Source organism: Accumulibacter sp. (genome assembly GCF_029255125.1).
Classification (GTDB): Bacteria; Pseudomonadota; Gammaproteobacteria; order Burkholderiales; family Rhodocyclaceae; genus Accumulibacter.
This window is the reverse complement of the sequence record NZ_JAPUVR010000080.1, coordinates 25,173-38,662: the sequence shown is the minus strand read 5'-3', so window position 1 is coordinate 38,662 and position 13,490 is coordinate 25,173. Positions and strand designations below refer to the sequence as shown.

Annotated in this window: 11 protein-coding genes; 8 read left to right on the top strand and 3 right to left on the bottom strand. The window is 65.5% G+C overall.

Annotated features, from left to right (window positions below):
* The first annotated feature begins 203 nt into the window (after window positions 1-203).
* The 7 genes from Q1L59_RS04755 (at window position 204) to Q1L59_RS04725 (ending at window position 8,468) form a co-directional block, all read left to right on the top strand.
* The gene (locus tag Q1L59_RS04755) at window positions 204-1,742 is read left to right on the top strand and encodes a methyl-accepting chemotaxis protein (protein WP_300328775.1); all 1,539 of its coding nucleotides are present in this window, start codon (window positions 204-206) and stop codon (window positions 1,740-1,742) included.
* A 300-nt stretch (window positions 1,743-2,042) separates the two neighbouring features.
* Window positions 2,043-3,527 (top strand): FAD-linked oxidase C-terminal domain-containing protein, encoded by a 1,485-nt coding sequence (locus tag Q1L59_RS04750; protein WP_300328772.1) that lies wholly within the window; start codon window positions 2,043-2,045, stop codon window positions 3,525-3,527.
* Entirely contained in the window at window positions 3,524-4,591 is a 1,068-nt protein-coding gene (gene glcE, locus Q1L59_RS04745; RefSeq protein ID WP_300328769.1) for a glycolate oxidase subunit GlcE, read from the top strand. The genes Q1L59_RS04750 and glcE overlap by 4 nt, the downstream gene beginning before the upstream one ends.
* A gap of 13 nt (window positions 4,592-4,604) precedes the next feature.
* Window positions 4,605-5,858 (top strand): glycolate oxidase subunit GlcF, encoded by a 1,254-nt coding sequence (gene glcF / locus Q1L59_RS04740; RefSeq protein WP_300328767.1) that lies wholly within the window; start codon window positions 4,605-4,607, stop codon window positions 5,856-5,858.
* Between the two features lie 45 nt (window positions 5,859-5,903).
* Complete coding sequence (locus Q1L59_RS04735) at window positions 5,904-6,986, top strand: AMP-binding protein (protein WP_300328762.1); 1,083 nt, start codon at window positions 5,904-5,906, stop codon at window positions 6,984-6,986.
* A gap of 70 nt (window positions 6,987-7,056) precedes the next feature.
* Window positions 7,057-7,845, top strand: a complete 789-nt coding sequence (locus Q1L59_RS04730) for a protein phosphatase 2C domain-containing protein (protein ID WP_300328759.1) — start codon at window positions 7,057-7,059, stop codon at window positions 7,843-7,845.
* Window positions 7,846-7,940: 95 nt separating this feature from the next.
* The gene (locus Q1L59_RS04725; RefSeq protein WP_300328756.1) at window positions 7,941-8,468 is read left to right on the top strand and encodes a GNAT family N-acetyltransferase; all 528 of its coding nucleotides are present in this window, start codon (window positions 7,941-7,943) and stop codon (window positions 8,466-8,468) included.
* A 174-nt stretch (window positions 8,469-8,642) separates the two neighbouring features.
* Here the strand turns inward: Q1L59_RS04725 and Q1L59_RS04720 are convergent, their stop codons facing one another.
* Window positions 8,643-10,103 carry a DEAD/DEAH box helicase gene (locus tag Q1L59_RS04720; protein WP_300328753.1) on the bottom strand — a complete coding sequence of 487 codons (1,461 nt, stop codon included), beginning with the start codon at window positions 10,101-10,103 and terminating at the stop codon, window positions 8,643-8,645.
* 369 nt (window positions 10,104-10,472) lie between these two features.
* Here Q1L59_RS04720 and Q1L59_RS04715 point away from each other — a divergent pair, with 369 nt between their 5' ends.
* The gene (locus Q1L59_RS04715; RefSeq protein WP_300328750.1) at window positions 10,473-11,510 is read left to right on the top strand and encodes an aldo/keto reductase; all 1,038 of its coding nucleotides are present in this window, start codon (window positions 10,473-10,475) and stop codon (window positions 11,508-11,510) included.
* A gap of 55 nt (window positions 11,511-11,565) precedes the next feature.
* Here Q1L59_RS04715 and Q1L59_RS04710 read toward each other — a convergent pair whose 3' ends face one another.
* Together Q1L59_RS04710 and arsJ are read right to left on the bottom strand one after the other, a co-directional pair.
* Window positions 11,566-12,054, bottom strand: a complete 489-nt coding sequence (locus Q1L59_RS04710) for a hypothetical protein (protein WP_300328748.1) — start codon at window positions 12,052-12,054, stop codon at window positions 11,566-11,568.
* 120 nt (window positions 12,055-12,174) lie between these two features.
* Window positions 12,175-13,476 (bottom strand): organoarsenical effux MFS transporter ArsJ, encoded by a 1,302-nt coding sequence (gene arsJ / locus Q1L59_RS04705; protein ID WP_300328745.1) that lies wholly within the window; start codon window positions 13,474-13,476, stop codon window positions 12,175-12,177.
* Between the last annotated feature and the right edge of the window lie 14 nt (window positions 13,477-13,490).

Sequence of the window (13,490 nt, the reverse complement as noted above, 5' to 3'; positions counted from 1 at the left end):
GCCGCCCTCCTCGACGAACTCACCCAGCAGGAATTCCCACATCCGGAAACCGGAGCCAGAATGACCTTTGCGCTGGTCTAACGTGCCATCCGGGTTTCCTTCGAGATCCGGAAATCTGCAGTTTCGCTGCGATCGGCGCCCGCGTCGCAAGTTCTTCGCTGCAGGCAAAAGTCAGGCTGCTCACCTGGATGATTGTCGGTGTCATGAGCGTGGCAGTCCTGACCAGCCTGGTATGCGCCCTGTTTGCCATTGCCCAGCGACCGCACATGCTCGAGCATCAAGCGCAGGCGCTGGCAACGCAGCGACTGCTGATGGGCTTGCAGGACAGCATGAGCGCCATGGGCACCTTCATGAGCACGCCCAACGAGTCGACCTGGCAAGCGTACGAGGACCAATTCACCAGTCTTACCAAAGGTCTGGAGCGCCTGAAGGGCGAGGTCGATGACGCATCGGTGAAATCCGAGATCGAGGAGTTCCTCTCCTTCGATTTGACGCTGATCAGCTCGATACAGAACGAGATCAGGGCCAACTCGCTCAAGGGCGAGCGCGAACAGGCGCTGCGATCTTTCGTCGACGGGTATCTCCCGGCCGTCACGAAAATTCGCAACACGCTGGGCAACACGGTCGAGCTCACCTCGAAAAGCGTCGGCAACGCGTTTGCGCGGGCGCTTGGTTCAATCACCCTCGGCACCTATGCCGCGGGTGTAGCGTTCGCCCTGGCCGTGGGCGTTTCGGCATGGCTTGCGCGCCGACTGAGCGGAATGATCGGCCGCCCGCTCGAGGGCGCCGTCAATTCACTGCTCGCGCAAACGCAGGAAACGCAAGCGACCGTCGACCATCTGGCGCACTCGGTCGTTGCCTTGCAGGACGTCGCGCGTGCGCAGGACGAGGCGCTGCTCCGCGCACAGGATTGCTTTGCGGTGATCGGCCGGATTGTCGACCAGAACGGTGCCTCGGCCGCGCAGTCCGATCGCCAGGTGCTGGAAGCCACCCGCGCCATGAGCGCCAGTTCGCAATCGATCGAACGTCTCGACGACGCCGTGTCGGCGCTCGTCCAGGGAGCCAACGAAATGGCCGGCGCTTCGCGCGAGACTCAGGAGGGAATCGTCAAGATCGACGCGTGGTTCCGCGAAATCGCCGAAAAAAACAAGATGATCAACGACATCGCCACGAAGACCAAGCTCCTGGCGCTGAATGCCGCGATCGAGGCGGCGCGCGCTGGCGCATCGGGCGCCGGGTTCGCGGTCGTTGCCGATGAGGTGTCGCGCTTGGCTGCGCTCAGTGACAAGGCGGCCGTCGAGATCAACGCCATGGCCGCCGACGCGCGGACCCGGCTGGCCGCGGTGAGCCACGAGTTCAAGTCGAGCATCGACCAGCGGGCGCAGAAACTCGAACAGCAGATCGAACTCAGCCAGACCGATCTGGCCCAGGCGAGAGCGCAACTGAGCGCCACGCTGCGGCTGGTGGGCGAACTTTCGTCCTCGTTGTCGGACATCGCACATTCATCGACCGATCAGGGCAGACAACTGACTGCGATCAACGACATGTTCCGCGAGCTGGCCGAGGTTGGCCGCCGCGGCGCAGCGTCGACCGCCCTGGTTGCTCAGGCGAGCGAGGTGCTGGCGCACAGCGAGGAAGGGCTGAACCGGATCGTCTCCGAGGTTCGACGAGTGACCGATGGTGCAGCGGAAAACGCCGCGGCGACCGCCGGCGGCGTTCCCCTGCAGCCAGGTGGGTACTAGCCGGCGACCAGCGCTCGTGCGGAGTGCTCGCCGCTCGATACGGACGAACGCGACGACTGCACAGCCTGGTTCCATCGGCGCCGTGAAGGCACTTTGGCCACCCGATCAAGAGAACGGGCGTTCAGGCCAGGACCAGGCAGCGACAAGCTGTCGCCAGCACGCTGCTCTGCCCTGCCCCCAAGCTACGACAGGAGCATCGCTGCGCTCGCCCCTCTGGCCCGCCCGCAGCAAGGAGAACTGTAGTATTCTAGGGGTCGAGGGTAGACGCCAACGTTCAACTTCCAACTCCGGGGGTAGCCCATGAGCAGCGCAACAGGCCTTCCCGACCAGCGTTTTACGGTCGACCGAGCGGTCCTCATCAGCCGTTTGCGCGCTGTGCTCCCGGCGCATGCGCTGCTCGCCGACGAAGAGGAGATGCGGCCCTACGATTGCGACGGGCTGACCGCGTATCGCCACCTGCCGCTGCTTGTCGCACTGCCCGAGGACGAAGCGCAAACCCAGGCCGTCCTGCGCATCTGCCATGCGCTGCACGCACCGGTGGTGGCGCGTGGAGCGGCGACCGGCTTGTCGGGTGGCGCCACGCCACACCCTGACGGCGTCGTCGTTTCGCTGGCCAAACTCAAGAAGATCGTCAAGCTCGACCCACTGGCGCGGACGGCGGTGGTCCAACCGGGCGTGCGCAATCTGGCCGTTTCGGAGGCGGCCGCGCCTTACGGGCTCTATTACGCACCCGACCCGTCATCGCAGATCGCGTGCACGATCGGCGGCAACGTCGCCGAGAACGCCGGCGGCGTGCATTGCCTGAAGTATGGTCTGACCGTGCATAACGTCCTGCGCGTGCGTGGTCTGACGATCGAAGGCGATGTGGTGGAGTTCGGCAGCGCGGCGCTCGATGCTGCCGGCTACGATCTGCTCGCTCTGATCAATGGTTCGGAAGGCCTCCTCGCGATGATCAGCGAAATCACCGTCAGGCTGACGCCCAAGCCGGAACTTGCCCAGGTGGTCATCGCCTCGTTCGCCGACGTGCGCAAGGCGGGCGACGCCGTGGCCAGCATCATCGGCGCCGGGATCATTCCGGCCGGCCTGGAAATGATGGACAAGAAGGCCATTCACGCCGTCGAACCCTACGTCAACGCCGGCTACGACATGAACGCCGAGGCCATCCTGCTCTGCGAATCCGACGGTACGCCGGAAGAGGTCGCCGAGGAAATCGGCCGGATGACCGCGGTCATCGAAAAAAGTGGCGCCTCGATGATCCGCGTGTCACAGAACGAGGCTGAGCGCTTGAAGTTCTGGGCCGGCCGTAAGGCGGCTTTTCCGGCCGTCGGCCGAATGACGCCGGATTATCTGTGCATGGATGGAACGATTCCGCGCAAACATCTGGCAGAGATGCTCGAGGCGATCGGCCACCTGTCCGAAAAATACGGCCTGCGCTGCGCCAACGTCTTCCATGCCGGCGACGGCAACCTCCATCCGCTGATCATGTACGACGCCAACCAGCCCGGTGAACTGGAGCGCGCGGCAGCTTTTGGCGCCGACATCCTCGAACTGTCGGTGCGCTTCGGTGGAACGATCACCGGCGAGCACGGCGTCGGCCTGGAAAAGGTGATGCTGATGGCCGAACAGTTCAGCACCGCCGAAATTGCCGCCTTTCATCGCCTGAAGGCCGCCTTCGACGAAGCCGGCCTGCTCAATCCCGGCAAGGGAATTCCGACGCTGGCGCGCTGCCGCGAATACACGCAGGCGCGCGCCGGAAACGCAGCCGGCGCGCCGGGGCAGGCATGAGTACGCTGGTCGAGGAGTGGTCCGAGCAAGTCCGCGCGGCGGCCCGTTCCGGCGCCCACCTGGCGATCCGCGGCGGCGGCAGCAAGCGCTTCTACGGCGGCGAAGAGCGCGGTGAAGTGCTCGCCGTTGGCGGCTACCAGGGAATCGTCGCCTACGAACCGACCGAGCTGGTCGTCACCGCGCGCGCCGGCACGCTGCTTGCCGAGCTCAACCAGGTTCTCGCCGAGCGCGGCCAATGGCTGGCCTTTGAGCCGCCGGCCTGCGGGCCGACGGCAACCGTCGGCGGCATGCTGGCGAGCGGCCTCTCTGGACCGCGCCGCCAGACTTCCGGCGCCGTGCGCGATTTCGTCCTCGGTGTCCGGATACTCAATGGCTTGGCCGAAGTGCTCTCGTTCGGTGGGCAGGTGATGAAGAACGTCGCCGGCTACGATGTGTCGCGCCTGATGGCCGGCAGCCTGGGCACGCTCGGCCTGGTGCTGGAGGTCTCCTTCAAGGTCCTCCCCTTGCCGGTAGCCGAGAAAAGCCTCCGTTTTTCACTCGGCGAGGCGGCTGCGCTGGAAAAGCTCAATCAGTGGGCGGGTCGTCCCTTGCCCATCTCGGCCTCGGCCTGGCACGACGATGTACTGACCTTGCGTCTATCGGGCGCCGCCGCAGCGGTCACTGCGGCTGGCCGCACACTTGGCGGCGAAGCGCTCGACGACAGCGCCGCACTCGCCTTCTGGCAAGCGGTACGCGAGCAGCAACATGCGTTTTTCGCCGGCGAGGCGCCACTCTGGCGGCTTTCGCTGCCTTCGCTGGCGCCCTGCCAGAAGCTTGGCCCGACCTTCATCGAATGGGGCGGCGCGCAGCGCTGGCTACGCGGCGGTGACCCACAGGAGATTCGCCGGGCGGCTGAAATGGCCGGCGGACACGCCACGCTGTTCCGCGCCGATGCGGCGCTGAAAGCTGCGGTCGGCGTGTTTCAGCCGTTGTCGGCGCCGCTCGCACGGATCCATCGCCAGTTGAAGCTGGCCTTCGACCCGTCAGGCGTTTTCAACCCCGGCCGAATGTATCCGGATCTCTGAAAGTTCGTCGACCATGCAGACCCATCTGGCCGATTTCATCAAGGATACAGCCGCCGGCCGCGAGGCTGATGGCATCCTGCGCAGTTGCGTGCATTGCGGTTTCTGCACGGCAACCTGCCCAACCTTCCAACTGCTCGGCGACGAGCTCGACGGACCACGTGGGCGGATCTATCTGATCAAGCAGATGCTCGAAGGGCAAGCGGTGAGCGAGAAGACGCAACTGCACCTCGACCGTTGTCTCAGTTGCCGCTCGTGCGAGACGACCTGCCCGTCAGGCGTCAGATACCACCGCCTGCTGGAAATCGGACGCGAGGTTCTGGAAGAGCGCGTGCCACGTTCGCTTGCCGCACGCGCGACGCGCTTCCTGCTCACCGAAGCTTTGCCCCGCCCGTGGATCTTCAAACCAGCGGTCGCCCTCGGCCAACTCTTCCGACCCTTGCTGCCCCGCGTGTTGGCCGATAAGGTGCCCGTTCCGGCGGGCGGCAACGAACAGCCGTGGCCGCGCGCAAGCACGCACGTGCGAAAAATGATCGCCCTCGCCGGCTGCGTGCAACCGACGCTGACACCGAATACCAACGCTGCAACGGCGCGCGTTCTCGACCGGCTCGGAATCACGCTGAGCGAAGTGCCGGGCGCCGCGTGCTGCGGTGCGCTGCGCTACCACCTGCACGCGCAGGAGAAGGCGCGCGACGACATGCGACAGGTCATCGATGCCTGGTGGCCGCTGGTCGAAAGCGGCCAGGTCGAAGCCTTCGTGATGACCGCATCGGGCTGCGGCGAACACGTACGGGTGTATGGCGAGGTGCTCGCCGACGACCCGGCTTACGCCGCCAAGGCGGCACGCATTGCTGATCTGACGCGCGACGTTTCGGAGGTGCTGGCGGGCGAGCGCGAGCGGCTGAACGAATTGCTCGCCAGCAGCAGCCAGGCCGGCGGCGAGCGCGTGGCGTTCCACTCGCCGTGCACGCTGCAGCATGCACAAAAGATTCGCGGCGTGGTCGAAGCGCTGCTCGCCACCGCCGGCTACCAGCTCGTGCCGGTCGCCGATCCTCACCTGTGCTGCGGTTCGGCGGGAACCTATTCGATCAGTCAGCCGGTCCTCGCCGGACAGTTGCGCGACGGCAAGCTGGCCGCGCTGACTGCCGGGTCGCCCAGTGTTCTGGTGACCGCGAACATCGGCTGCCAGACCCACCTGCAAAGCGGCAGCAGCCTGCCGGTACGCCACTGGATCGAACTGATCGACGAACGTCTGAACGGCGTCGACTGAGCAAGCCGCGGCGGGGGAAGTCGAACAAGCAGGAGAAGGCGCTCGGTGAACCCCGAAAAAACGATCCCCGATCATCAGGAAACGCACGCGCGCTGCGCCGGGCAGGCAACGCAGCCGTTCAATCTGGCAGTCGACCTCTGCCAGCACTGGGCCGCAGACCGTGGTCGCCTGGCACTCTACTACGACGATCCGCATGGCCAGACAAGCGCCTATAGCTTTTGGGACCTGCAACGCGAGGCCAACCGCCTGTCGAACGTCCTGGCCGCCCTCGGCACGCTGGCTGGCGACCGTGTCGCGATCATCCTGTCGCCGCGCCCGGAAGCCTTGATCGCTCCGCTTGCGGTCTGCCAGATGGGCGCCGTCGCCGTGCTACTGGCGAGCGATCTTCCCGCCCCGGCGATCGCGCGCTGCCTGCACGACTCGGCGGCGCATCTGGCGATCGTCGACGCGGCCAGCCTGCCCCGGATCCGCGCGCTGCGCCAGCAACTACCCCACCTGCGCCAGATCATCAGTATTGCCGGATCTACCGGAGACAGCGGCGTTCACAGTTGGCCTTGCGTCTGCGAACACGCCTCGCCGCGCTACACACCGCGGGCCACAACGGCCGACGACCTGGCCATGCTCGTCTATCCCGACACGACGAACGCGGTTGCGCCGCGCGCCTTGCCCATCGCGCACGGCGCAGTACTCACCGTACTCGACAAACACGTTGATGCGCACGATGCCTTTCCGCAAACCGGCGACCTGCTCTGGTCGCCAATCAACTGGGCATCGGCGGTGTGGCTGAAGAGCGTCGTCTTGCCGACCTGGCACTTCGGCGTGCCGCTGCTGGCCGCCAACGCGGGTGGCGACGCGCACCGAATTTTCGCGCTGCTCGAGAAGTATGCCGTACGCAATGTCGTCGTCACGACTGAAACGCTGAACGCGATGTTGTCCGCGGCACCCAACGCGCGTTCGGCCTACGATCTCGAACTGCGTACCCTCGCGTGCATCGGCGAGCCACCCGGCCAACCCGTGGTGCACTGGGCGCGCGAACAACTTGGCGTAGCGCTTGCGCAAACACCAGCCGATCACCGCATGCCGGCGTTCGGTCCGACCAAGCGCCAGGAAAACGATGGCCCACACTGAGCGAGATAGAGATAGAATTGTCTGATGGCGAACAAATAAGAACAAACGCCTTGGGGGAGAGTATCAGGGAATGCCGATTTCGATCGACGCGTGCGTCGCGCAGCATCAGGGCGACCGCCGCGAGCAACAGGACAGAGTAGCCATCCTGCCGCATCCGCGCGGTGGGGGTGTGGTTCTTGCCGTCGTCGCCGACGGCATGGGTGGCCATACGGGCGGCGTTCTGGCGGCGCAACAGGTGATCCACACTGCGCGCGACAATCTCGCCCGCTTCTCGGCGCGCGCCGAGTCTGCGCGCACCCTGCTCGAATCGTGCATCAACGAAGCGCATACTCTGATCAGAGCCTCGCGCTTTCTGAATGAGAAAGAACCACACAGCACCGTCGCGATGCTGCTGCTGCAACCCGACCGAGTCAGTTGGGCGCATTGCGGCGACAGCCGCTTCTATCATTTCCGCGGCGACCAGTTGGTCTTTCGCAGCACCGATCACTCGTACGTCATGCAGCTCGTACTGCAGGGCAGAATCACGCCCGAGCAGGCGCTCGCGCACCCCAATCGGAACATCCTGCTGACCTCGCTCGGTGGCGCTCAGGCACCGAAGATTGCTTTCGGCGAATGCCTCGGCCTGCAGCCGGGCGACACCTTCCTGCTCTGCTCGGATGGCTTGTGGAGCTACTTCAGCGATCAGGAATTCGCCTGGGTGATCAATGGCTCAGCGTCGGTCCGCGAGGCGTCCGAGTTGCTCGTCAACCGCGCCCGCGGACTGGCTGTCGGCGACGGCGACAATATTTCGCTCGCCATACTCAGGCTGTTCGAACCGCCACCCACCGTGAAAGCACGTCCACCGGCTGGAACGGCCTAACCGACAAGACGGGTTCTCGCGCTGCTCGTCGCCGCTGCCCTTACGCGGCGCCACGCCGCGTCGGACCCCGACCACGGGGAAGCACAGAGGAGACAATGAACATTTCGATCCGTCAGGCCGAGGCGAACGACTGGCGGCAGATCTGGCAAGTGCTCGCCCCGGTCGTGCGCGCTGGTGACACTTACAGTTACGCGCCGGACATTACGCCCGAGCAGGCGAGGCAGGCATGGCTCGAGCTTCCGGCGGCGACCTTCGTCGCTGTCAAACCCGACGGCGAGGTGGTCGGAACGTACTACCTGAAAGCCAATCAGCCCGGCCAAGGGAGTCATGTCTGCAATTGCGGCTATGTCGTCAGCCCGGCAGCCCGCGGACGCGGCGTTGCGTCAGCGCTCTGCCGCGACTCGCAGGAAAGGGCGATCGCCCTCGGTTTCCGGTCGATGCAGTTCAACCTGGTCGTGTCGACCAATGAGGCGGCGGTGCGGCTATGGCAAAAACTTGGCTTCGCGATCGTCGGCACGCTGCCCGAGGCGTTCAACCATCCGGCGCACGGCTATGTCGATGCGTTCGTGATGTACAAGCACCTGTCGCCGGGTGCGCGATCGGCGCAGACGCGCGCCGCCTGACGCAAGGCGCCGCGGTTGGCGTAAGCCGCCCGGATGCTGGCGATCGGTCGGCAATGCGGACGGTCGCAGCGTGGCCCCTACGGCGCTGCGGCGCGCCCGCAAGCTCGGCAGGTAGCCGACATCCAGGCGCTCTCGATGGTCTGCCGCTGCCCGCTGCGTGCGGCCGGCCGCCGGCTAGTTCCGTCCCAGTCCACCGAGCAGTGCGGCGACTGGCCGGCGCGCCTGACCGGACGTCTTGGTCGCGCCGAGCGAAGCTGCACCGCCGTCGCTCTTGGCGGCGAGCGCCGGATCGGGCAAGGAGCTCTCATACGGCTTGCTGAAATCGAAACCGTCATCAGCGATCAGATTGGCCCGGCCGCCGCTGGGAGATCGCGGCCGCTCGTCGTCCACCCGGCTGACCGCTCCCTCGCGCCGTGCCACGGGGGGTGCTAGCGGACGCGGCGTCGGCCGGCGCCCAGTGCGGCGATCGCCCGGCGGATAGACGTAGTCGTCTTCCGGTTCGAAGCCGGCGACGACGACCTGCTCGATCTGCAACCTGATCAGCTTCTCGATATCGGCCAGATACTGGACTTCGTGCGCAGAAACCAGCGAAACTGCCGTACCCGGCCGGCCGGCGCGACCAGTGCGTCCGATCCGGTGGATGTAGTCTTCCGGCGTATGCGGCAGCTCGAAGTTGATGACGTGCGGCAACTCGTCGATGTCGAGTCCGCGCGCCGCGACATCGGTTGCCACGAGCACGAGAACCTCCCCCTCCTTGAACGCTTCGAGCGCCTTCAGCCGGTCCTGTTGCGTCTTGTCGCCGTGGATCGAATCGGCCGCAATCCCGGCCCGCTGCAAGTCGCGCGCCAGCCGGTTGGTCTCGATCTTCGTCCGTGTAAACACCAGCACCTGATTGAAATCGTTTGACTTCAGCAGCTTGACGAGGAGCGCGCGCTTGGCCGAAACGGCAACCGGATGGACGAGGTGTGTAATCGTCTCGGAAACCGTATTGCGTCTGGCGACCTCGATCAACAGTGGGGAAGCGAGCATGCGGTCGGCCAGCTTCTTGATCTCCTCCGAGAAGGTGGCCGAAAACAGCAGGCTCTGCCGTTGCTTGGGCAGCAGGTTGATGATGCGCGTCACGTCCGGGATGAAGCCCATGTCGAGCATACGATCAGCCTCGTCCAGTACGAGCGCCTGCACGCTGCTGAAGTTGAGGCACTTCTGTTCGACGAGATCGAGCAGACGACCGGGCGTCGCGACGAGGACCTCGGCGCCGCAACGCAATTCGGCGATCTGCGCCTTGATGTCGACCCCACCGTAGGCGCAACAGCTCTTCAGCGGAACGTATTTGCTGTACGTGCGTACCGATTCGTGGACCTGAATCGCCAGCTCGCGTGTCGGCGCCAGCATCAACACGCGCACTGGATGGCGGGCCGGTGACGGGCTGGCGTTGGCAAGCGGCAGGATTCGTTGGAGCAGAGGAAGCGTGAAGGCGGCCGTCTTCCCGGTCCCCGTCTGCGCCCCACCCATCAGGTCCCGCCCGGAGAGAACGATGGGTATCGCCTGCGCCTGAATCGGCGTCGGTTCCGTGTAGCCCTGCTCGGTTACGGCGCGCAACAGCTCGGGGGCAAGTCCGAGTTCGTCAAAATGCATGTGCGAGGCCCCTATATTGGTCAAAAATCCATAGAATTGAAAGAATTATACCGTGATCGGCGAAGCGCAAGCGTTTTCCCCGGGAGAGTCGTGGCGGTCACCGCGGTGCGGCGCCGACTGGCCGTACAGCACGCGCTCTGCCGGCCTCGCCCGGCGTCGATTCCTGGCCCCGCCCCGGCCCGGCCGATGGCTGAAAAAGCGCTCGATTGGTGTATCGTAGGCGACCAGAAAGACACCCGCGCGACAGCGCGGGCGGCCCCGCTTACGGCGCGCCGGCGACAGCGGCCGACCGCCCGTGCGCAATGCCCCGCGCCGACGCCGCGACCAGCACAGCACAAGAGGGCTATGAAACCAACGCATGGAGGCAGCATGAAGACCAGCAGGCTGGGTGGCAGCACCCTTGAAGTATCGGCGATCTGTCTCGGCACGATGACCTTCGGCCAGCAGAACAGCGAATCCGACGCACATGCGCAGCTCGACCGCGCGCTCGCCGCCGGGGTGAATTTCATTGACACCGCGGAGATGTATCCCGTCCCCCCGCGCGCCGCCACCTGTGGGCGCACCGAGGAGATTGTCGGCACTTGGCTGGCGCGGCAGGCGCGTGACCGAATCGTCGTGGCCAGCAAAGCCGCCGGCCCGGGACGCAGTCTGAACTGGATTCGCTCCGGCTGCCTCGACTTCGATCTGGCCAGCCTGCGCGCCGGGGTCGAAGGGTCCTTGCGCCGCCTGCGCACTGATTACATCGATCTCTACCAATTGCACTGGCCGGCGCGCAACCAGCCCATGTTCGGCCAGTGGCAGTTCGATCCGGCGCGCGAATGCGCAGCAACGCCGATCGGCGAGACGGTCGCCGCGCTTGCGACCTTGATCGACGCAGGCAAGATCCGCCATTACGGCCTGTCGAACGAGCATCCCTGGGGAGTCATCGAGTTCCTGCGGCAAGCGCGCGAGCAGGGTGTGCCGCCACCGGTCTCGCTGCAGAACGCTTACAACCTGCTCAACCGCGTCTATGAGAGCAGCCTGGCCGAGATCTGCTACCGTGAGAACGTCGCCTTGCTGCCCTACTCGCCGCTCGCCTTCGGGACGCTTTCCGGCAAGTACCTGACCGATCCGCAGGCACGCGGACGGATCAGCGAGTTTCCCGGTTTCGGCCAGCGCTACGCGAAGGAAAACGTCGTCCGGGCGGTCACCGCCTATGTCGAACTGGCGCGCGCCAACGGCCTGACGCCGAGCCAATTGGCGCTCGCTTTCGTTTACTCGCGCTGGTTCGTCGCCAGTACGATCATCGGCGCGACCAGCCTCGCCCAGCTCGAAGAGAATCTCGCCGCACTCAGCGTCGAACTCTCGCCAGAGGTATTGCGCGAGATCGACGCCATCCACCTGCGCTACACGAATCCGGCGCCATGAGCCAGAGCGCCAAGCGCCCGCGCCAAGAGCGGGCGGCAGGAGCCGGCAGCGGCAGCTAGTGCTGCCCGCCGCCTTTCGCCTCGCCTTTCGCCTCGCCTTTCGCCTCGCCTTTCGCCTCGCCCTTCGCCTCAGCCTTGGCGCCGTCGGCGGCGCCTTCCCTGGCGTCTCCCCCGGCTTCGCCCGCGGCATTCGCGCGCGCGACCGCTGGCTTGGCCTTCTTGCTACCCGGCGGCTGCGGCGGTGGCAGTTGCGGTTCGACCGTCGGCAGCTTGTTCTCGCGCATGTACACATCCATGTCGCGCCAGCCTTCATAGATCGCCGCTTTCGGCAACCAGGAGTAGATCGAATAGCAGTCTTCGATGGCGCGGCCCGACTGCCGGCATGCCCCGCCAACCGCCTTGCCCTCGCCGTCCAGGCGCGCCGCCTTGGCAGCCGGCGCTTCGATACCGAGCTTCTGCTGGATCGCATCGCAACCGCTCAGGGCAAGCAACAGCCCGGCGCTGAACAAAAATGAACGGATCTTGCGGACAGGCTGAGCGGACACGACAATCTCTCGGCGGTGGAATGAACAGGACGAAAGCAGCCCGCATTCTACCTACAATCGACTGGCGCGCTCGACAAAAGCTGCGCCGGCGACGCTCACCCGGCGACCCGCAGCCAGCGCTCAGTCACCCAGATCGTCGAGCTTGATCGGCTTGCTGGGAGCGCCGGTGCGACGCGGCAGCAGCAGCGAAAGGAGACCGGCGACGAGAACGAAAGCAGTGGACGCCCACAGACAGGCGATCAAGCCGTCGGCGGGTCCGCTTTGCACGCCCCATTGGTAAAGCGCACCGGAGAGAACCGTCCCCGCCAAGCGACCCATCGCGTTGGCCATGTAATAGAAGCCGACGCTCATTGCCACCTTGTCGCTGTCGGTATAGGCCAGGATGAGGTAGGAGTGTACAGCCGAGTTGAGCGCAAAGACGACGCCGAAGACGATCAGGCCAACGACCACCACCCTCGCCGGCGCCAGTCCGGCACCAAGACCGAGCGCAATCGCTGCGGGCAGCGATGCGAGCACGAAGGCGAGGAGCGTTGCCGTCTTCCCATCGGGCTCGTGCTGCCCCTCGACACGGCTGCGCAGCAAGCCGGGCGTGGCCGCCTGCACGATCCCGTAGCCGATCACCCAGATCGCGAGGAATCCGCCCGACTGCCAGAACGTCCAGCCGAGCACGCTCGACAGAAAAACGGGCAGACCGACGACGAACCAGACGTCGCGCGCGCCAAACAGGAAGATGCGCGCTGCGGCAAGCTTGTTGACCGCTGCGTTGCGCGAAAACATCTGCCCGAACTTGGCTTTCCGGTTGGCCTCGCCAAGACCGCCGCGGATCAGCAGCGCCGCCAGGAAAAGCGTGCCGCCGACCAGCGCGACGAGCAGCCGGAGCGCCGTCTGGAAGTCGAGCAGCGTCAGCAGCAGGCCGCCGAGGAAAAAGCCGACGCCTTTCAGCGCGTTCTTCGACCCGGTCAGGATGGCCACCCAGCGGTAGAGCGTCGCCGAGGCATCGGCCGGAACAATCAGCTTGACCGCGCTCTTCGAACTCATCTTGGTCATGTCCTTGGCGATCCCGCTCAGCGCCTGCGAGGCCATGACGTAGGCGACGACCAGCCACGACTGCGGGGCGAAGGCGAGCATCGACAGGGCAACGAGCTGCGCGCCGAGGCCGATGAACAGCGTCGTCTTCAGCCCGAAACGGGCGCCGATGTAACCGCCGAAAAGGTTGGTCAGAATGCCGAAGACCTCGTAAAAGATGAACAGCAAGGCGACGGCAAGTGGCGTGTAACCCAGGTTGTAGAAATAGAAAAGCACCAGCATGCGCGCGGCGCCGTCGGTCACCGTATCCGACCAGTAGGCGGCAGTGACCAGAATGTAGTTGCGTAGACCCGCGCGCGCGTTGTCGCTTCCGGCGGTTGGCGATCGATCGCTCATGGTTCCCCTCCCTC